Below are 19847 nucleotides of genomic sequence, written 5' to 3'. Positions count from 1 at the left end.
GCAGCCACGGTAAGAAGAACCCTCGACTGCGTTATGAGATACAGATCCACCGTAATTCTCGATCATAGACAGAGGCAGCTTCGCGGCGTAAAAAGTACTGAGGTAACCAACCCTCGCATATCAGCATGACAACCGTCGTTATACTGGCTCCGCTTTTACTCCTAATGTGTTTTTGGCAAAGCGCTTCGCTAATTTATTTTGGACGGGAAAGTAATAAGTTCTTGACGGCGGGAAACATATCAACACCGCAATAGCTGGTGGAGCTTTGCGTGGTAATGTGAGCTGAAAGCGAACCACGCAATGCGGAGTCCAGCTGATTGCCTTGTTGGGGGCTAGCGGCAGGAAAGACCAGCTACTAGCACCTTGGCGAAGCGTAAGCACAGCCCACGGTTAATTTAATAGTGAAAGATTACCGAAGCCTAAGAATAAATGCACTCACTTAGTGGTACACCACCGCCATAACGCAAATGCGGGCATAACGCGATAGTGAAGATGGCACCAGAACAGTACTGCCGAGATAGCAATTTAATACTTAGTTAAATGCCGTGTAACTACGAAAGTAGAAGACATTAAAAGAACGCACATTACTGATTAAAAAAAGAATTATCGACCGCCCCACAACGCTGAGTGAAGGGGCGCAGTTTACTGCGTCCCGGCACGAAGTGCCCTTGCTTGCACGTATTGTTATGAGTCATACCGCTTTCCTCAATTTAGAGAGTAACTCTAAGCATGCCCTCTGGAGCAATAAATTGAGATCAGATGAATCAAACATAGGCTTAAGCCTAATAAATGCTCTCCAAGTAAAAAGCCTTGAGAAATACTGCTTCCAGCCTAACTTGGCGGTAACGCTGGCCGTATGAATTGTTTTTCCGGTGTCTAGTTTGTATATCCGTGCAGCCACGTCTACTTTAGGGCGCCATGCTAAAGGAAAGCCCATATCTCCGAGAGCCACATCGAGAATATCCCCTGACTGAAATTCTGGAACTACAACATCTAGGGCTAAGTCGGTGTCAGTAGGTTGACTGATAGTACTCGCTAAAGGAAGCTCAAAAATCTCGATCAGTTGTGCACGAAGAGATGAGTCTAAGTCTTCCTTCCCGAAAGCCGACCACTCATCAAAGTGACGCCTGAAATCTGATCGAGGTGCTACTGCCAAGCTACCAAGATAGAGGCTGAACTTTTTCTTTTTAAAAAATCGCTTTAGCACGAAACCTTCCTGGACTCATAACGTTCCTGTAATGGGCCGGAACGTAGTTGGTTAAATATGTGCCATTAAAGCACATATTTAAGCGACGTAGTGTAGGTCCTAGCCAGCTTGCTGGCGCATTGACAGGCTTGTTATGTTTTGGGACCGTAGATTTGAAATAGAATCATGCCGATGGGGGGAAGAAACACGAAAAATGAAGCATAGAACCACAACGGAGCGCCAAGGAACACCAATACTACAGCCAAAAATATATTAACAATAAGCTGCGGGAATAGCTTTTGTTTTCCAGCGTAAAAGCTAACCAATGCCATAAGTGTAAATGTTAGAATCTGGGCTACTGTGACTAGGGTTTGTTTGGGTGTGACCGGCTTTGAAAGCTCTCCATGCTGCCCGATATTTCCAATTGATAGGTCTACAATTCCGACCAACACCATCAAAGAAAATCCGAGCATTAAGACCCAGTAAAGATATGAGTTGAAAGTTAACCAGTGTTTCATAGGTTCGGAGCCGGGGAAAACATAACGCCGGCATAAGGGGCGGGAACGGAGTTGGTTTGTTTGTGGTAGCGTAGCGTTAAACCACAAACGAAGCAACGCAGTGAGCGTCCCTTTGATGCCATTGTTAGGCATTTTACCTAGACCGTTTTAGGTTTGGCGGAAATACAGAAGTGATATTTTTCTCAATGTCACTTAAACAATACTCAGAAATTTTTAACTCTCGCCTAATCCAGCTATTTCGTCTTTCATGAACTGATATGTAAAAACCTAAAGGAAGCAAGGTTTCGGGTGAGATATGAAGGATAATGTTGTGTTTCTTGTCTTTAGGGTATACCCCAATAGCGAGCCAAGAAAATTCACTTTTGGGACGACTAATTTCAAATTGTACTCTTTGATCTTCATGTGAATCAAAATACGTCCTCATGCAACGAGGAAATAGTAGTTCTTTGTCGTCGATCGTTAGCCTAAGATTTTTAAGATCAAAGTTAATGTACGCGTACTGTTCAGTTACATCAATAATATCACCGGTTCGGGAGTTCCACTCCAAGGGTTTTCCAGAATTTCCATAGGAATTCATGGTGAGACAAGCTAGTACTGCGATAAGAAATAGTTGTTTCATGCTTGGGGTGCCTAACGCCCTGCAGCAGGGGCCGGAGTGGAGGTGTTGGTTTTTGTAGTAGTGTAGCGGCCACTACGAAAACAAACACCGGAACGGAGGTCACCTTGGCTGAGTTTGTTATGCATTTACTCTTTAATTCTGATGTAGTCGATTTCTTCTAATGCACCACCTATACATGTATTTGTGCCATAGATTTCCAGAGTTTTTTCGCTGGCTTGTGCAGCTAAAACCATAGAATAGATAGCTCTACCTGCCTCAGTTTCTAACGAAGCAGCAAATCTTCCATGAGTATCAGTGGCACAACTGGGCCTACTACTGGGCACTATTGAAGGCTTAATCGCTACGATATTTGGGTACCCCGTTTTGTTGTTTACCTGGATAAATGAAACTTTAGCAGTCACAGAACCACCAAAACAATTGACAGACATAGCCAATCCCATAACTAATAGAAACTTCTTCACATACTCTCCTAAAATTGTATTTATGCATAACGCCGCTATAACCGGGCGGAACGGAGTTGATTAATATGTGCTATTAAAGCACATATTAATCGACGCAGTGGAGCTCCGGTTGATAGCCTTGTTAGCTACGGTCATCTACGGAAGCAACTGCACTTAGCTTGCTAGCAAGAGTGGTGCAAAAAACCATAGGGACACCTGCGGTGAGGAGAGCACCTCCTTCTAGGACAATATTTCCTTGTCGTTCACCGGACACGACGTAATAGGCTTTCCCCTCACCGGGAAAAAGCGTTTCCTCTTTTGTGAAAGGGTTGATCCCGGTTCTATCAGGTATTTGCTCTAGGTTAGTAAGGCTTTGTATGAGACTGCTCCATTCTTGGAGTTCAATTTCAGAGCTCTTTCGCTCAATTTTACAATATTCAAATTCTTCCATGTTTTCACCAAAGACGAGTGTGCTCAAACTGAGTAAAGTTAAAGAGGTTAGAAACTTAATAATTCTCTCCAATTTGATCTGAGTAGCTAACGCCGCCATAACCGGGCGGAACGGAGTTGATTTATATGTGCTATTAAAGCACATATAAAGCGACGCAGTGGAGCTCCGGTTGATGGCCTTGTTACCTTCTTACCACTTAATCTGAATTGTGGTGCCTACTTTTACCAAATCCATGAATTCGTCCATTTCGGAGTTGGTGAGTGCGATGCACCCATCAGTCCAGTTATAGCGCTGAGTTATGGGTGATAGCCAGCCTAACCAGTTGCGCTGACCATGAACCATGATAAAGCCACCTGGAGATACGCTACGTGCTCTAGCTTGGGTTTTATCATCTTCATTTGGGTAAGAGATATGCATTGACCGATAAAAAGAGGAGTCTTCTTTTTTGTAATCAAGCGTATAAGTACCCTCTGGAGTTTTTTCATCTCCCTCTTGGGTTTTGTGGCCTTTGGGGTTTTCACCAAATGCCACATCATACTCTTTGACGAGAGTGCCTCCTGAATAGAGATACATCTTTCGTTCAGATTTATCGACCTGTACGAGGTCGACCTCGCCTCATACGAAGCTTGATATTAATAGCGATAGTAGTAAGAAGTACTTCATGACAGGTAACACCGCAATAGCTGGTGGAGCTTTGCGTGGTAATGTGAGCTGAAAGCGAACCACGCAATGCGGAGTCCAGCTGATTGCCTTGTTGGGGGCTAGCGGCAGGAAAAACCAGCTACTAGCACCTTGGCGAAGCGTAAGCGCAGCCCACGGTTAATTTAATAGTGAAAGATTACCGAAGCCTAAGAATAAATGCACTCACTTAGTGGCACACCACCGCTATAACGCAAATGTGGGCATCACGCGATAGTGGAGATGGCACCAGAACAACACTGCCGAGATAGCAATTTAATGCTTAGTTAAATACCGTGTAACTACGAAAATAGAAGGCATTAAAAGAACGTACATTACTGACTAAAAAAAGAATTATCGACCGCCCCACAACACCGCAATAGCTGGTGGAGCTTTGCGTGGTAATGTGAGCTGAAAGCGAACCACGCAATGCGGAGTCCAGCTGATTGCCTTGTTGGGGGCTAGCGGCAGGACAGACCTGCTACTAGCACCTTGGCGAAGCGTAAGCGCAGCCCACGGTTAATTTAATAGTGAAAGATTACCGAAGCGTAAGAATAAATGCACTCACTTAGTGGCACACCACCGCTACTGAGCCAATGCGGGCACCACGCGATAATGAAGGCGGCACCAGAAATACACTGCCTAGATAGCAATTTAATACTTAGTTAAATACCGTGTAACTACGAAAGTAGAAGGCATTAAAAGAACGCACATTACTGACTAAAAAAAGAATTATCGACCGCCCCACAACGCCGTTATAACCGGCCGGAACGTAGTTGTTTAAAGTGTGCTATTAAAGCACACTTTAAACGACGCAGTGGAGGTCCAGCCCGCTTGCGGGCGGTGGTTGATAACTTTGTTATGCGGTGCCACGCCGACCCGCCATTTGCCAGCCTTGATAGCAGCCGACTGATAAGCAAATAGTGCCAATGAGCGCCCCCCAATGGCCCATATAGAGTGCTAACGGAGCCACTATAAGAGCTGAAATACCGACGAAGGCACTGAGAAACCTTAGGCCCCCGATGGAGAATAAACCACCGTGCTTATTTGGTTTATTTAGAACAAGCCGAACCGAAACCACCAAGAACCAATATGTAGCTAAAAGTAAGAATGCACCGCCAATAAAGGTGACGTACTTAAGGCCGCCATTTAGCACCAAAAGCAAAAATAGCCCACCAAAAATTAGCGCAATAAAGGTTGTGACCAGCCCAACTATGACTTCTAAAAATCTACCAGGTGGCTCTTGATATTGATTCATTACTAATTACGCATAACGCCGTTATAACCGGCCGGAACGTAGTTGTTTAAAGTGTGCTATTAAAGCACACTTTAAACGACGCAGTGGAGGTCCAGCCAGCTCGCTGGCGGTGGTTGATAACCTTGTTATGTGTTGTACATTAACCATTTTGGACAGCCTCCATAATTTTCCTGCGCTGAAATTGGAAAAGTGAAAAGCATTAGCACAACCCACGATATAATCCACGCTGTTGCCATGCCACCCACTTGATATGAGGTGGGTGAATTCTGACTGAACATTCTAAATAACCGACCAATAAAAAACGATGATAGTGTTATTGTTGGCCAAATTAATAATGTTAGGCTGAATGCAGCCCCTGCTGAACTACCAGTACAAATTTTGTAAAAGTAATAATAGAGATTTATAACCAACAACGAGCAGATCGTACAAAGGAGCAAAAATCCTAAGTTTAAAAAAGTGTACTTGATATTTTCTCGAAAATTCATAAAGACACATAACGCCGCAATCAGCGGCAGACTAGTTGTTGATTGTTTTGTGCGGTAATGGCGAAGCCATGCACAAAACGAGCGACGGCTAGGCTGTCCAAGCTACGAAGTAGCTGATGCTGGATTGCCTTGTTAGGCATTTATACGACCCTTTTTATATAAGTAAACCCAGCCAGAAAACGCACTACCGGCGCCAACAAAGCAATAGGCAAGATACCATACCAAATGATCCACCAAGGTCATTGATGCGGCAAATTCCGGCTCCTCTCTCGGAAGCAGGATATTAATCGCTAAGTACGGGAACAATGCGCCAAGAACGGCCCCAACTGAGACAAATAGCAAGGCTGAGATAGTAAAGCTGGATCGATTAAATGCGGGAACAAAACTAAACATAAACACCAGCGCTATAATCGTACCGAATAGGAATAACCAAAACATCAGCATTAAATGAAGCGGTTGATAAATTTCATACCAGTTACCTAAGCGAATCATATTGGCTAAAGAGAAAAGAAAAGCGAATGATAATCCACTAATCAAAGATGCGTTCAGTATTCGTATCATTGGACGCCTAACAATATTATTAAGTCGATAAATCCATGTTTAAACACAGAAAAATCCATCTTTCACGCACTTTAGCTAGCGCTCACTTTGCCTAAGAAGGCCGTTACCCTTACTTTACCATGCCTTTCACAGGATGCCGAATCACGAAAGACGGATCTTCCCCACCTATCACTATCCACAGCCTTACAAGCGCCCAAAAACATCTTCTATTGCAATAGATGTTTTATTAAGGCTCTAGATCAGCTTCTCCTCACTCGGCTATCCAATGCCGACTCAGTCTTACTTAGTTCACGAGCATCCCCTTCTTGCAGGTCTTCATCTAAGGCGATATGCCCAACCGATAGCCGATGAAGCTCCAATACCTCATTATCAAAGCGGCCAAACATACGTTTAACTTGGTGATATTTACCTTCAACTAAAGTCACTAATGCTGTATTGGGGTTTATAAGCTCTAAAACGGCAGGCTTGGTTTGAACACCTTCGTAGCCAAAGTACATGCCCTCACTAAACGCTTTTTGGTAAGAGGCTAGCTCAGCTTCAGTGATTGCCTTGGCTAAGACCACCCGGTAGATTTTATTAAGCTTGGTTTCGGGTAAGCTAAGTTTTCTAGACCAAGCCCCATCGTTAGTCAGCAACACCAGACCTGTGCTATTAAAATCCAAACGCCCTACTATATGTAACTCTTGTTTTTGTGGGTGCTCTAGAAAATCCAATACTGTTTTATGTTTATTATCTTTGGTCGCGCAGACACAGCCTTTAGGCTTATTAAACATGAGGTAAACTGGCTGACGATCTTGCAGGTAAAGGCCGTCTAAGACGACAGTTGAAAACTCGCCAATACGTTGTCGAATAGAATGGGCTGGCTGTGAATCAACTAGGATACGGCCCTGTGCAATCAAGAGCCGCGTATCACTTAAACTAAAGTGGCTGTGTTTATTTATAAAGCGGTCTAAGCGTGAGTGCTTGGATTTCATAATAAGGCCTAGGTCTGCACTTAAGTAACCCTAGTACAAGCCCGCTTAGAGACTCACTACCACATTAAGTCATCAGGAATTTCAAAGTCTGCGTAATAATCCTCATCACTCAAGCCATCTTCAGAATCAGACTGACTGCTCGACTCAGCAGACACAGCTTTGTCGACACTGTTATCAACAACAATCAATTCGGGCATACGCTCACTGATTTTGTCAGCCACAGGGCGTGGAATAAGGTCATAAACGCCATCAATCACAACAATACACAATAAACCACGGCTAACTTTTTCAAACACCAACTTTTCTAAGCGCAGTTTTTTAATCTTGCCGCCATCGTTAAAGTTGTACTCTAAGTCACCTTGGCGGTCGCTGATACGATAATGGCTAACCAGCTGCTTTACCTGTGAAAAAATGGCTTTTTGGTCAGCTTCTTCTTTTAGCTTACGGTTTAACTCTTGATCGCGCTCTTTCTTTTCTTGCTGAGCTTGTTTTAACTTTGCTTGTTTTTCAGCTTCAGTATCCTGACGAGCTTTTTGCTTAATAAATTTTTCTTTTTTAGCGCTGTTTGCAAGCTTTTTGGCTTTCTTTTTATCAATAAGGCCTGCGCCCATCAGTTGATCTTGTAAGGATTTACTCATAGTCAGTTCTGTAGTGTTCTTGCGCTAATTGGCTCGCTGGCGATAAGCGCGGTTTAAACGATTGGCATGTATTATAAGCTAATCTAGCTCTATCTGGTCATTATCCCAAGGGATCAACGAGGTGATGATATTAAATACAGCCGTTTCATTACCCACCTGCTCTATCCAGTGTGGTGCACTACGACGAATATAAATGCTATCACCAGGCTTTAGCTCAAATGCGTTCTCATAGAGGTGTACTGTGGCCTTGCCCTTTAGCAAGACAAGGTAGAGGTCATGATTCTTATGCAGGTGCTTGGTTTCACTTTCATTCGCTAAGAACAGCGAGGCAGAGAACTGATTCACCGACACCAAGTTGCGCCCATAAAACGCTTTGTCTTGATAAGATTCAGCCCACTCATCATATTTGACGGGCCCATATTCGTCATACACCACAGCCTGCTTATTGGCACAACCACTGACTAACACCAGCAAAGCAATACTGCTTAGGGCTCTAAATAGAAATAGCAACATAGGTTAAAAAGCAGGCTAATAGACACAACACAAGTTTAACGCTTACCGACTTGTATTGCAGTAAGCCACAAGCATTAAGGTAGGGTAAAGAAGAAGGGGCCAAGGTAAAAGCAGAAAGGAGGGAGCAGTCAACCCAGCAACAGGTTGACTGCCCAGTATTTACTTAGTGTTTTTTAGGGCTTCAGAGAAGCGTCGCTCATACATCTCGTGATGTAACTCTTTCGCAGCCTTAACCATAGGGATATAAGGTGTATCAGTGACATTAACAAAACCAACGTTGTAGTTCTCACCATCAAACGCACGCCCGGTAATAGGCGAATCAACATACTGGAACCAGTGAGCACCTACAAAATACGGGTTATCAATCACCGTATGCATATAGTCTTTATACATCAATGCACGCTCTTCTTGGTTGGCAGCATGAACAAGGCCAGGGTGGAAAGAGCCTGAATCGGTGGCCCCCATATGGAACTCACCAATAATAGCCGGCATATCGATCTCGTCTAAGAAAGACCACTTGTATTTGGAGACGCCCTCTTTATACAAGTTAAAGCTCAGCACATCGACGTGATTCGCCCCAGCCTTAACGATCTCAATCGGCATGCCCCAATCGGCAAAACGTGAGCCTAAATACATATTATTAGGGAAGTACTTCTTCATATTATCGCCAATTACGCTGAAGTATTTCTCACCATAAGCACTCATTAATAAGGCGTAGTCCTCAAGCTGAGCTTGAGAAAGATCTGAGTCTTTAAAACTTAGCGCAAAATCTGCCCAAGAAGCGACTTCAACATCCCAAGCCCTATTTAGCTCGTTAATGTCTTGATATTTCTCCTGCATTAAGCGGCTAAACTCGGCTTTTGTCGGAACATCTGCAGCATCACGCCCTAAGGTATGAATGACAATGCCATAGTGTGACTCATTGGTTTCAGGGCGACCAAAGCTAATCTCGTTATCAACAAACACGCCCACTAGCCATGGGTTATCCTTAAGATCGGCCGCATAAGCTTTAATGCGCTCTTCAATCACGGTGGCGTACATAGGATCAAACACATCGGGTAGGCCCCACCAGAAATCATTGCCACTTGAGACTTTTTTGTAGCGCCTATCATTGGTCCAGATATGACCAAAAAATGGAATGCGTTGATTATCAGTAAACACGGGGTCGGACCAATTACCCAAAGAGGTAAAGCCCCAATTCAACATGCGATCAACCGTTACATCGGCCCAACGATTTAAATAATCACCGGGCTCTTTTTCACCGTACTTGCGCTCAATATTAGCACCATAAAAGTTAAACGCTTCACCGGCCTTAAGTGGCCCAGAGTGAATACCGCCTGCGATATAAATATAGTGATTACTAAGTTCATCGCCGTATTCAGGCAGAGAACTGAACATATTAGCGCGCAATTCAGAGGTGACTTTACGATGTTTTTTAGCTTTGGAACTACGCTTAGTGCCTTGCTTGCTGGACTCATAGTTGTAACTACCATCAAAACCATAACCCGTTAATGTGTAGGTATCAACAAAGCGCACAGCATCAATGCCCGTAGCAAAATAGAGGTACCCTTCTGGATCTACCAAACTCCAGCGATCCCCTACTTTCTGAGGGCGGAAAAAACCTGTTGCTTCAAACTGAGGGCCTTTACTCCAACCACCAAAGCGCGAGCGATCGCTAAAGCTATTGGTTTTTAATTGCTCAAGCTCTGCATCACGCTTTACTATCAACTCATCCACTGAGTGAACTTTCTCAGGGAAGTCTACTCGACGGTTTTGGCCAAATTCATCAAGAATATTACTTAAGTAGTTAATGTCTTCAGGTAGTGGTGGCGAAGCAATCAAACGCACATTATCTAAAGAGACCTTTTTTTCACCCAAGCCATCTTGCAAGTGGAACTTGATCTCTGTAATCGCACTTAGGTCAAGATCTTTGACGCCCCACATCCAAATAAACTGCGTTGCGGCCGTTGTCCACTTAGGAGGGTTCGCACGCAAGCCCGAAGCCTGATTCAACTCGGCTTTTTTGTCTTCTTCACCCTCTGGGCTAATAAAATCAGGCCCTTTCATCTCGGAATAATAGGTTTTATCTTCACCAGGCAATATCGCTACTGCTCGCGTGTGGAAGTTGCCACTTATGTCACGCACGCTGATCATTAGCTGGGTAGATCGATCCCCTAGACTATGGGCGTCGACCGCAATACTAAAATAACCGTACTCACTCCAATCCCAAGGCTGATCCGGCCGAAAGATCACCCCCGCTTCTTGGTTATTATCAGCAGGAAAATTTACCACCAAGCTTGAACCATTCTTGCCGTTAGGCATCAGGCTCAATGTAGTACGATCGGTCTTAGCAAGAGCAGGAACGGCTTCACCGTTAAAGTCCGCTAGCATCAGCAAAGGAGTAGAAAAATAGTCTTCGTAGGTTTGTGTCATCGCCTCTGCGGCGCTTTCGTCTTTTGTACCCTTATCGGAGCAAGATGATAATACAGGGCTAAGTGCTGCAATAAGCGCAAGCGGAGCCCATGAGCGAACACCTAGATGCGATAAAAATTGATTTCTAATCGACATAATTAATCCAAGAGGCTAAATAAAGTGGAATACAAATAAAAAGAGGAAATAAACAGAAAAATTGTAGCAAAGGAAGGGCTAGTAAAAAAGAAATTCATATATAAAGAGACAAGCTATAGCTCTCTTAAATTTCAGCTACAACCAAGCTATTCGGCGATAACGAAATAGGCCGATACAGAACAATAAAAGACTTACTATTGGGCTATAAAAGCGCAAGAAAGCAGCGTCATGTCCATCATTCATATACGAAAGTAAGCTAAACAAAATCACAAAACCCGAACCAATACCCACAATAACTAAAGCCGATAAAGGTAAAAAGCCGGTCATACGCATAGAAGACAACCAAAAACCGATACTAAAAGACAAAAGCACGACCCACACTGCCAGCTCAAGCAGGTATATTGCGGCCAATACAGAGGGCTCTCCCTGTTTAAAATACAACCACAGAAGAGCAAAACACACACAAAATAAAGCCGCTAAAGCTAAACGCTTAAGAGCCTGCATCAGCAAAGAAAAGATGAGTTTGGTCGCATTTCCTGCTCCAGGCCTTAGGGCGTACCAAGCCAAGTGGGAGCGCCTATCCCCCAATAAAACCGTACCAGCCAAAGCGCTGATATAAATTCCCAATAAAGCCATAACAAAAATATTACTAGGCCCTGCGCCAAATAAACTCAAAACAAATAGTACAGAAACAAACAAAAACAAAATAAAAACCGTAGAAAATTGTGGCAAATATAAAGTGAGTGCATGGGCATCATTAATTGATTTAAATCGCCATAATTTACTCGCACTAGCTATCTTCTTTTCTTGGCTTTGAGGGCTATAAGGGTTTGCCTCACGATTAGGACGGTATGTGTTCCATTCAACAGAAATAAACTGAAGCGCGGCAATAGCAAGAAGCAGAGTAAAACTTAACCCAGCCCAGCTCCATACATTTAAAAATGTATAAGTAAGAAAGTTTAAGATATCGGGGTAGGAATATAAAAAAAACGGTAATGCTTTAGCCATATCAGCCCCCGCTTTATATTTATCACTTAGCTTTAACTTCAACAAAGAACAGGCAAACCAATATAGAAGCACAGCAGGAAAAATTAAGTTGAGCGTATCTTCAGCATAGAAACATACTGAGCCAACCACTATAAACTGAGTAACGCAAAACCATCTGACCTTGCGCAACAACTTAGGCACCAAACGCAAAACCTCATTTTGCTGCACAGAAGCGATTGTGCTTTCTAACAGCAATGCAGAAAACATAAGTGGCAATAGTATAGAAAGGCCACCATCTTGAGGCGCTTTATTGGGGGAAGGAATAAACAAAACAAGTAAAAACACCGCCATCAAAACACTAAAAATAGCGTTCATCTTAATACTGAAAAAATAACGAAGGGCTAGAGACATAGTCATAGCAGGCGCCTTATTAGCTTTAATTAAAAGCCGCTTATAAGTTAGTCACAAGAAGGATAAAGGGCAGTATTTAACCGATGCCAACGAATAAATAATTCCTCTAAATTAAGCGGCTGAACTAGCATAGAAGTACACCCTAGGTATTGATGTAATTGCTGTTCAAGCTCGGTATCCCAAGCGCAAAAGATAGCTTGACTTTCACTTGCCAGTAATAAATTTGAAGCCCAAAGCTTATTGGCCTGTATCCGTTCGCTCGGCACCCCCTTAATTAACACGCTTTGTGCCAGAGCCTCAGTACTGTGATAGAAACAAATTTTACCGCCAGCTAACATCGCAACTTTATCGGTCAGGCGGTTTAAGTCGGCAGTAATATGAGTGGAATATAAAATGCTTGTATCACCCCCAGCCGCCTCTGCCACAAACTGTAAAACATCTCTACGAGCAGCAGGGTCCAGACTAGCAACAGGCTCATCCATCACTAAGAACTTAGGTGACGATGCTAAAGCCAGCATCAACATAAACGCCTGGCGTTGGCCTGTTGAAAGCTTATCAACCTGAGCACTGCTTTCAATATCAAACTTATGCAACATACGCTCTGCCAAAGCTTGATTCCAACGGGCATAACACGAGGCATGTATTTTAAGTGCAGTTTTCACCTTAAAACCTTCATATCCCACCGCCACTTGTGGCACATAGGCAATATCTTGTTTTTGCTCATCAGAAAAAGAACGCGGTTCAATACCTAAGGTCTTAAGCTCTCCATCAGCCACAGGGATTAAGCCTAACAAGGTGCGAATTAATGTGCTTTTACCTGCGCCATTTTTGCCCAACAAACCAACGACCTGACCGGGCTCTATACTCCAATCTAAATGCCTTAAGATTTCTTTTTTATCTAGCCGTACACTGACATTATTAAATTGAGTGATCATTCCTAGACCTCATCCCAATATTGCTTACATAAATCGAGCAGTTGTTTTTTGCTTAGCTTGATTTGCTTACCGTAGTTAATCACACGTTTCAGATCCTGCTCTAGCTGCACATCTAGACTACTGCTTTCATTCGGCAGGCTCTCGGCAACACAAGTAGGCTTGCCACGTCTATGCTGCAACCAGCCCTGCTCCACCAAACGATTAACACTTTTACTAACCGTCATAGGATTAAGCGCCAAATGCGCAGCAATAACCCGTACTGAAGGCAAAGCCTGGCCCGGCTGTAAACGCCCTGCGCGAATAAAACGCAGCAACTGAAGCTCTAATTGCTGATAAATAGGCCGAGAGTCTTCGGGCTGAATAATAAGATCGTCTAGCATCTGCACCAACAGGTGTATTAGTCAATTAATACACTATACGATTTTTTGAAACTTACAAGCCTTGATTGAGAAAATAATAGGCCGCCCCCCTCGCTTCATTAAAACCAAGAAGAGAAAACTGAGCTCAAAAAAAATAGAGAGAGAAGATAGAAGGAAAAAAGATAGGCAGGAGCTATATAGAATATCTAGCGTCGCAAGCAAGCTTTATAGATCTACGAGGTGAAACAAGAGCGCACAAATGCGCCCTTGATAGGAGTGTTATTGCTCACACTCAACAGTATTTAATAGTGGCGGCCCGTAAATAATTGGAACGCCATATACCTGCCAGCTACTTCCTGTCCATGAAGCCAACCCCACTTCTGTATAGGGGGTAGTAGTATAAGACACCGAAGGACCATAACCAGCTTCAGCACATACTTGGTCCGCACTGTTTGGGTCAATTTTCGCCCCCCTTCTTGTGCCTGCAGGAATGGTTACAGTTGAGGGGGCGGAGCATGTAACAACACGAACAACCGACACCACATCATCAGGAAAACCTAGCACCCAATCATTATTAACATACTTTGCGGCTGACACATCAAAATTAGGCGAGCTATAAAGAATCGACGAGTTTACCCAGTTACTATTCTGATCAAGACAAAACTGACCGATAAAAGCACTCTCTACCGGAAAGCCTCTTACACTTACTTCGTCACCATAATAAGTGCGACTATCAGCATAGGACAAAACCGAGCCTAGTAATAAAACAGAGGCTAACGCCCCCTTACAATATCCAATAATACTTATTTTCATTTTTATTCCTTTAATAAATGGTAAAAACCAACCAGAACGTCATTGCAACTATAAACCGAACTCCTTAATTAACCGGCTGATCTGGAAGGAGGAATGATACTAAGCGAAGAAAAAACTCTACACAACAGTATGAAAAATATTGGCGCGGTAAACCTCTACCTATCCAACCCCGGAAAAAGGTGGTAGATAAATACCCCCTCAAAAAACAATCACTAATTTGTAACTCGTAAAAAGGAAGGGGGGCTAAGCCCCCCCCCCTTCCTACAGCTTATGCTCACTTTTCACGCGCAGATGTACGACGAGATAGCGTCAAGAATGAAGCCAGCACAGTTAATAACCACAATATAGGGTCAAAGACACCACCACCAGAGCTAGTTTTAGACTCCGATGAGCTTGCAGGTTCGGGCTCTGTTGGTACGCCTACGGAGGCCTCAGGTGAAGGCTGTGGAGTAGGAACTACTGACACTTGCACAGAAGGCTCTGGCGACGGCTGTGGAGTAGGAATTGCTGACACTTGCACAGATGGCTCTGGCGACGGCTGTGGAGAGGGTGTTAAGGCCGCCGCAACAAGATTAGGAAATGCAGTTGCTTGATGCACCTCACCATCTGAACTGGTGAATCGCAACCAAAGCCAATAAAACTCTCCGCTTGCCAAATCAGCACTCAGCGTCGCATCATCGGGAATAGTCACACTAAATACTAAGTTACCGCTGCGCTCACCAATCAAACTTGCATCAGAGCTCATAAAAAGATCATCACCAGCAACAGCATACCCTTCCCCAAGATGCCTCAGGCGCAGCTCTACGCCGTTTAAAGTACCCGCCACAACAGTCTCAGCGGTACCAGCATCAACATTTACCACAACATGAAAAGTCGAGCCAACTTCAATATCTGCACCGTCGTACTGACTACTATCATCAAAACGTATGAACGCCTCAACAGGAGACTCGACGGTAAGATTTGTTTGCGCTTGAAAACCACCAACATTAGACATGGCAACAATGGTCGTGACACCCGCACTAACAGCACTGATAACACCACTGAGTCGATCTACACGAGCAATACGCTCATCATTAGATGAATAAGTCACACCTAGATCATTATCTGCAAAAAAAGGTACCGCTGTAGCCACTAAGGAAAAGTCTTCGCCAATACCGAGCGTGACATCATCATGTGAGACCTCTACCCCAGTAACGGCAGTGCCTTTATCTCGAATATCTTCACTAAACTCATAGACCTCCAGCGTGCTTGTAGTAACAAAACCACCCGTATCACTAAAGGTCACCGCAACCGTATTAGTCGCGCTCAGCTGATCAATGGCTACCGGAATTTCCAATACACTAAAGAACTGATTGCGATATTCCTGCATGTCCCCAGCAAAATCGGCACTTACTTGCAGTTCGTTACCGTTAATACTGACCACAGGTAACGTAGATAAGCCATGGGCTCGACCAAAACTCAAACGCAACACAGCTTCCCCATAACTAGGAACAGAAACCCCACTAATTGAAAAAGTATTAGCCTCGCCTGCGCTAATACCCTGCTGGTAAGTCTCTGCGTAGTACTTTTCTTCTACCGAGCTTTTATTAACAGCTACGTCAGCATCAAAGTTGTACTGCAATATTGCCGTTGCTTCTGGCGCTAGAGTAAAACTAGCTAGAGCTTGCGCTAGCGTATTTTCCGATAATTCAGCAGCCACACCATTAAGGTAGAGGTGCTTAACCAATACGCTATCTAAGCTCACATCCTGCTCACCAAAAAGGTTGAAACTCACCTTTTCCGCTGTTGTATTTAAATTACTGAGGATCACATAAGCTGTCGCACCATCGACATAAGCGTCAATCAGTACATCGGGGTCATTACTGCGAGTATCTACACGAGTTCCGCTGACATTAGCCCAAAGCTCGTAGAATTTAACTAGGTCTGAAAAAACATAGTCTGCGCTGCCCCCCTCGATTCGCTCATCTTCATGAATCATTAAACGCCAGGGATAACCGCGACCTTGACCACCTGCGTCGGCAAACCAATGCGCATTCGCAAGCATAAAAGGGATGCTTTTTAGCATTAAGTGAGGGCGCTCTAGAAATTGAAGAGTCATTGGGCTAAACGCTTTCATACTCTGCCAATCATTAATGCTCGACCAGCCATTAGCAGTGGCCAAAGCCTCTGTTTGATGATCTCGACCGCCAAACTCTGAAATCAAAAAAGGCTTAACCTCTCCCAAAGTTAACTGCTCATACTGCTCCATCATATCTAAGGTCGCTTCAATGCGGCCGCCTTTAAAGGTTGCAGGGCCACGAGCAGAACTCAAGTAGTTAAAATCGTAAAGGTGGATTGCAAAATAATCCATTTGCTCACCCGCCGTATCGATAAACAACTTCATGCGCTCATTCCAGCGCTCAAAGTTTCTTTCATCAAAAAACGGGAAAGCGGTGACATAACCACCGATCTGGGTGTCACCGGTATGCGTTAGATGAAAGGCTTCAGCTGCATCGCGATGAAACTCAAAAGCTTCAAGCGGGTCTTCACCTTCAACATCGACCAAGTGGTACAGCGGCTCATTGAGAATTTCGACATAGCGTGGCGCTTGCATGCCCAGACTAGGCCCTTGTTCAGCGCTCCTAAATGCATTGTTAACAAAATGCCCCATCCACTCGCCAACAGCCTCACCATTGGCAAAGCTCCAACCGCCACTGCCATTGTGCATGCCGGGCCAAAAACCACTTAACTGCCCACCAAACATCACTTCATTGCGAGCATCGTATTTATGTCGAGCGGTTTCATTGAGGGCATAAGCATTTTTTGAGGCTAAAGCTTGTGCGGCAACACTTGTGGGGTCGGCAAAACCGGAGCGCGAAGCATCCTCCGTAGTTTGGCTTGTACGCCAATTCATTTCACCATTATTACGCCCAAAATAAACATCGAGATCTTCCATTAAATACGTCAGTAAATCTTCATTGCCATCCCAGTCGTTCTCAGATAGAGACGAGTGCATTACCATATATTTTTCACGGTCGAAATCGGAGAAGCCCGAGACACTGTGACGCACATCTAAGTTGATCTCGGTTTCGGTAAGGGCTTGAGCCTGACTGCCGATAAGAGCCGTCAAAAGCAAAGGTAAGCGCCAAGCGCTAGGACTGTTTTTTTTCATTGTTATTTTCCAGGCTGTAGGGTTCACACATCCCGCGCTAAGCCTTGCGCAAAAACTCTTCAACTCCTTGAAAAATAAGAGGGCAAACAAAAAAACGACACTAAAAACACACAAAAACAAAGGCGTATTCTGTTACTCAAAAATCATAAAGCCCTAAAATCATAAAGAAAGCCCAATTCAAAACACAGTTTTTGATGAGACACAGATCTAAAAGCTCAAAACACGACAAAATAAAGATAGTTTTAAGCAGGAAAACAACAAGAAAGGCGAATTTAATTAGCGCCTGAAATAAGAAATAAAATCAAACGAATTAAAGCGGAGAACGCACTCAAGGCAAAAAGAAGCCAGCAGGGCTAGACCCTAAGCTCTGAACTTAGGGTCCTGCAGTTTAATGCAGCTCAAAGAAATGAGCTACAAATACATTACTTAAAATAACTATTCATCAACAAGCTGCCAAGTACGAACCCAATCTACTTTCATCGTACTGTTCGCCTCATTCAATAAATCATCTTGAGCCGGCAACCCACCTACCCAAGTTGAATCCTGAGTCCATAAATCCCAGATAATTTCTTGTTCAAGAGTGAAATCTTGAGTTGTCGTCACACTGTTAACAGGCTCGCCATTCAAATAAAATTGAACGGTGTTTTTATCTTTCCACCATGCGCCAAAAACGTGATAGTCCTCATTCCATCGCTGCCCTTTTAAGGCATTAGCACCAGATAAGTCATTGTTATTTGAATTACCGTGAGCTCGTTCTATATCGCCATTTTTTACAATGAAATACTGGGAGTTCATTTGCCAAGGATAATTGGGTTGGCAGTCACATGTAGGGGTGGGGTTAATTTCAATAATATCAATTTCATCACGATTATTGGCGTCACCGTTATTAAGCCAATAGGTACTGTAAGCTGAAATATTGGCTACCTGGATACGACTTTCGGTATACATTGGAAATAAAATTTTCGCACGAGAATGCACCCTAGAGGTTTCAAACCACTGTGTACTGCCTGCGTTTAAGGTGGCTTTAATCCATAAATAACCATCTGTAACGCCTGAGTTACTGTGCATCATCTTGACGGGCGTATCACCATAGTTCCAAGTTGATTTAAACCACTTAGCAGCATCCCAAGTATCAAACTCATCAGACATTGCCTCAACTTTTTGCCACTGTTTTCCTGCAGGAGTTGTATCCAAAAACGTTGTAAAAGAGGGCAAAGCAGGATTAGCTGTATTAACGTCAATAACACCACCTGAAAACTCACAACCATTGGCATCGACATTAACCCCCTCTGTCGAAGCAGGACATTGATCGACGTCATTGCTAATACCGTCATTATCACCATCAAGCTGAGACAAGGCACAGCCCACTGAATTAACCTCGTCATCAAGCGAAGTTTCTGGGCACTCATCGGTGTGATCAGGAACACCATCGGCATCGCTATCTACGTCAACATCTATATCACCGATACGCCGAAAGCTAAGGTAGTTTGTATTGAATTGATAATCGCTCGTACCCGAACCGCGCAGCTGAATGGTATTAGGGCCTGCGCTCCAAATATTAAAATGCTGGCCTGCCACTACATCTTCAAATACAGCCCAATCGCCAGTAGAGACAACACTGGTATCCACATGCTCTACGCCATCACCGGCTTGGTTAGTAACAAATAACTCCGCCACAGCGTCGGATGCAGGCGAAGAAACCCGATAGGTCACCTCATATAAGCCCGCCAGCTCAATGTTGACATTAAACTCGAGCACATCTCCGCTATTAAAGAAATTAACGACCGTACCGCCATCGGCACTTTCCGTATCAACATCGCCTTGTGTGGCTGTGTAGTCCTCAGCTTGTATAACAAAATTGCCATTCGGGTTATCACTGGAGGCTGGGCTAGGGCTGACACTTGCAGAGACGCTCGGAACAGCACTTGGGCTAATACTAGGTAAAGAGCTTGGGCTTGAACTCGGTAATGGTTCAACAGCAGGACTTGGGCTTGTAGCAGGACTAGGCTCGGGGCTGGTAGAAGATGCACCTCCACAAGCAGCCAAAAGACTAGAAACAGTGAGAGCAGTTAAGAATTTGCTGGGGGTCCGCATTAAGCATGTACCTCGAGTTATGATTGTATTAACAATGTTGCCCTTCTCTCCTTAGAAGGAAAAAGCTAACACTTTTAGACACAGGACTACTTTTTTCAAGCCCAAAGCGCTTAATGGTTGATCTACGCGACAAATAAAAGGCACTATTAGGTATAAAAATAACGATGAACTAGATAAAAAAGCGTACTTTTACGCCCTTTTTACAGCC

General features: G+C 43.9%; 16 protein-coding genes and 1 pseudogene. All 17 read right to left on the bottom strand.

Going from position 1 to position 19847, the window contains the following annotated elements; translation table 11 throughout:
* Positions 1 to 691 precede the first annotated feature (691 nt).
* Positions 692 to 1207 (bottom strand): hypothetical protein, encoded by a 516-nt coding sequence (locus AB1S55_RS09820; RefSeq protein WP_370977852.1) that lies wholly within the window; start codon positions 1205 to 1207, stop codon positions 692 to 694.
* Between the two features lie 131 nt (positions 1208 to 1338).
* Entirely contained in the window at positions 1339 to 1836 is a 498-nt protein-coding gene (locus AB1S55_RS09815) for a hypothetical protein (RefSeq protein ID WP_370977851.1), read from the bottom strand.
* Positions 1837 to 2448: 612 nt separating this feature from the next.
* Positions 2449 to 2784: a hypothetical protein gene (locus tag AB1S55_RS09810; RefSeq protein WP_370977850.1), complete on the bottom strand. Its 336-nt coding sequence runs from the start codon at positions 2782 to 2784 to the stop codon at positions 2449 to 2451.
* Positions 2785 to 2905: 121 nt separating this feature from the next.
* Positions 2906 to 3214, bottom strand: coding sequence for a hypothetical protein (locus tag AB1S55_RS09805; protein WP_370977849.1), 309 nt, complete (start codon positions 3212 to 3214; stop codon positions 2906 to 2908).
* Positions 3215 to 3403: 189 nt separating this feature from the next.
* A pseudogene (locus AB1S55_RS09800) lies at positions 3404 to 3805 on the bottom strand (murein L,D-transpeptidase family protein); the annotation flags it as partial.
* A gap of 946 nt (positions 3806 to 4751) precedes the next feature.
* The gene (locus AB1S55_RS09795; RefSeq protein WP_370977848.1) at positions 4752 to 5150 is read right to left on the bottom strand and encodes a hypothetical protein; all 399 of its coding nucleotides are present in this window, start codon (positions 5148 to 5150) and stop codon (positions 4752 to 4754) included.
* Between the two features lie 617 nt (positions 5151 to 5767).
* On the bottom strand, positions 5768 to 6196 hold the full coding sequence (locus tag AB1S55_RS09790) for a hypothetical protein (RefSeq protein WP_370977847.1): 429 nt from the start codon (positions 6194 to 6196) through the stop codon (positions 5768 to 5770).
* Positions 6197 to 6435: 239 nt separating this feature from the next.
* Complete coding sequence (locus tag AB1S55_RS09785; RefSeq protein WP_370977845.1) at positions 6436 to 7170, bottom strand: pseudouridine synthase; 735 nt, start codon at positions 7168 to 7170, stop codon at positions 6436 to 6438.
* A gap of 56 nt (positions 7171 to 7226) precedes the next feature.
* A complete protein-coding gene (locus tag AB1S55_RS09780; protein WP_370977844.1) occupies positions 7227 to 7808 on the bottom strand; it encodes a DUF2058 domain-containing protein in 582 nt (193 codons plus the stop codon).
* A gap of 78 nt (positions 7809 to 7886) precedes the next feature.
* Positions 7887 to 8321: a cupin domain-containing protein gene (locus tag AB1S55_RS09775; RefSeq protein WP_370977842.1), complete on the bottom strand. Its 435-nt coding sequence runs from the start codon at positions 8319 to 8321 to the stop codon at positions 7887 to 7889.
* Between the two features lie 159 nt (positions 8322 to 8480).
* Positions 8481 to 10889 (bottom strand): agarase, encoded by a 2409-nt coding sequence (locus tag AB1S55_RS09770; RefSeq protein ID WP_370977841.1) that lies wholly within the window; start codon positions 10887 to 10889, stop codon positions 8481 to 8483.
* A gap of 135 nt (positions 10890 to 11024) precedes the next feature.
* Positions 11025 to 12293, bottom strand: a complete 1269-nt coding sequence (locus AB1S55_RS09765; RefSeq protein WP_370977839.1) for a hypothetical protein — start codon at positions 12291 to 12293, stop codon at positions 11025 to 11027.
* Between the two features lie 41 nt (positions 12294 to 12334).
* Positions 12335 to 13222, bottom strand: coding sequence for an ABC transporter ATP-binding protein (locus AB1S55_RS09760; RefSeq protein WP_370977837.1), 888 nt, complete (start codon positions 13220 to 13222; stop codon positions 12335 to 12337).
* A gap of 2 nt (positions 13223 to 13224) precedes the next feature.
* Positions 13225 to 13602, bottom strand: a complete 378-nt coding sequence (locus AB1S55_RS09755) for a GntR family transcriptional regulator (protein ID WP_370977835.1) — start codon at positions 13600 to 13602, stop codon at positions 13225 to 13227.
* A 258-nt stretch (positions 13603 to 13860) separates the two neighbouring features.
* Positions 13861 to 14394 (bottom strand): hypothetical protein, encoded by a 534-nt coding sequence (locus AB1S55_RS09750; protein WP_370977833.1) that lies wholly within the window; start codon positions 14392 to 14394, stop codon positions 13861 to 13863.
* A gap of 274 nt (positions 14395 to 14668) precedes the next feature.
* Positions 14669 to 17545, bottom strand: coding sequence for an Ig-like domain-containing protein (locus AB1S55_RS09745; RefSeq protein WP_370977832.1), 2877 nt, complete (start codon positions 17543 to 17545; stop codon positions 14669 to 14671).
* A 435-nt stretch (positions 17546 to 17980) separates the two neighbouring features.
* A complete protein-coding gene (locus AB1S55_RS09740) occupies positions 17981 to 19639 on the bottom strand; it encodes a carbohydrate-binding protein (protein WP_370977830.1) in 1659 nt (552 codons plus the stop codon).
* Between the last annotated feature and the right edge of the window lie 208 nt (positions 19640 to 19847).

The sequence above is a fragment of the Agaribacterium sp. ZY112 genome, from assembly GCF_041346925.1.
In the GTDB taxonomy this organism is placed as follows: Bacteria; Pseudomonadota; Gammaproteobacteria; order Pseudomonadales; family Cellvibrionaceae; genus Agaribacterium.
Note: the sequence above shows the minus strand (reverse complement) of the source record. Positions and strands in the feature narration are given on the sequence as shown.

What these genes read in the sequence shown, in the direction of transcription:
- AB1S55_RS09815 (WP_370977851.1), bottom strand. Translation starts at nt 1,836, where the DNA reads ATGCCTAACAATGGCATCAAAGGGACGCTCACTGCGTTGCTTCGTTTG.
- AB1S55_RS09805 (WP_370977849.1), bottom strand. Translation starts at nt 3,214, where the DNA reads ATGGAAGAATTTGAATATTGTAAAATTGAGCGAAAGAGCTCTGAAATT.
- AB1S55_RS09795 (WP_370977848.1), bottom strand. Translation starts at nt 5,150, where the DNA reads ATGAATCAATATCAAGAGCCACCTGGTAGATTTTTAGAAGTCATAGTT.
- AB1S55_RS09790 (WP_370977847.1), bottom strand. Translation starts at nt 6,196, where the DNA reads ATGATACGAATACTGAACGCATCTTTGATTAGTGGATTATCATTCGCT.
- AB1S55_RS09785 (WP_370977845.1), bottom strand. Translation starts at nt 7,170, where the DNA reads ATGAAATCCAAGCACTCACGCTTAGACCGCTTTATAAATAAACACAGC.
- AB1S55_RS09780 (WP_370977844.1), bottom strand. Translation starts at nt 7,808, where the DNA reads ATGAGTAAATCCTTACAAGATCAACTGATGGGCGCAGGCCTTATTGAT.
- AB1S55_RS09775 (WP_370977842.1), bottom strand. Translation starts at nt 8,321, where the DNA reads ATGTTGCTATTTCTATTTAGAGCCCTAAGCAGTATTGCTTTGCTGGTG.
- AB1S55_RS09770 (WP_370977841.1), bottom strand. Translation starts at nt 10,889, where the DNA reads ATGTCGATTAGAAATCAATTTTTATCGCATCTAGGTGTTCGCTCATGG.
- AB1S55_RS09765 (WP_370977839.1), bottom strand. Translation starts at nt 12,293, where the DNA reads ATGACTATGTCTCTAGCCCTTCGTTATTTTTTCAGTATTAAGATGAAC.
- AB1S55_RS09760 (WP_370977837.1), bottom strand. Translation starts at nt 13,222, where the DNA reads ATGATCACTCAATTTAATAATGTCAGTGTACGGCTAGATAAAAAAGAA.
- AB1S55_RS09755 (WP_370977835.1), bottom strand. Translation starts at nt 13,602, where the DNA reads ATGCTAGACGATCTTATTATTCAGCCCGAAGACTCTCGGCCTATTTAT.
- AB1S55_RS09750 (WP_370977833.1), bottom strand. Translation starts at nt 14,394, where the DNA reads ATGAAAATAAGTATTATTGGATATTGTAAGGGGGCGTTAGCCTCTGTT.
- AB1S55_RS09745 (WP_370977832.1), bottom strand. Translation starts at nt 17,545, where the DNA reads ATGAAAAAAAACAGTCCTAGCGCTTGGCGCTTACCTTTGCTTTTGACG.
- AB1S55_RS09740 (WP_370977830.1), bottom strand. Translation starts at nt 19,639, where the DNA reads ATGCGGACCCCCAGCAAATTCTTAACTGCTCTCACTGTTTCTAGTCTT.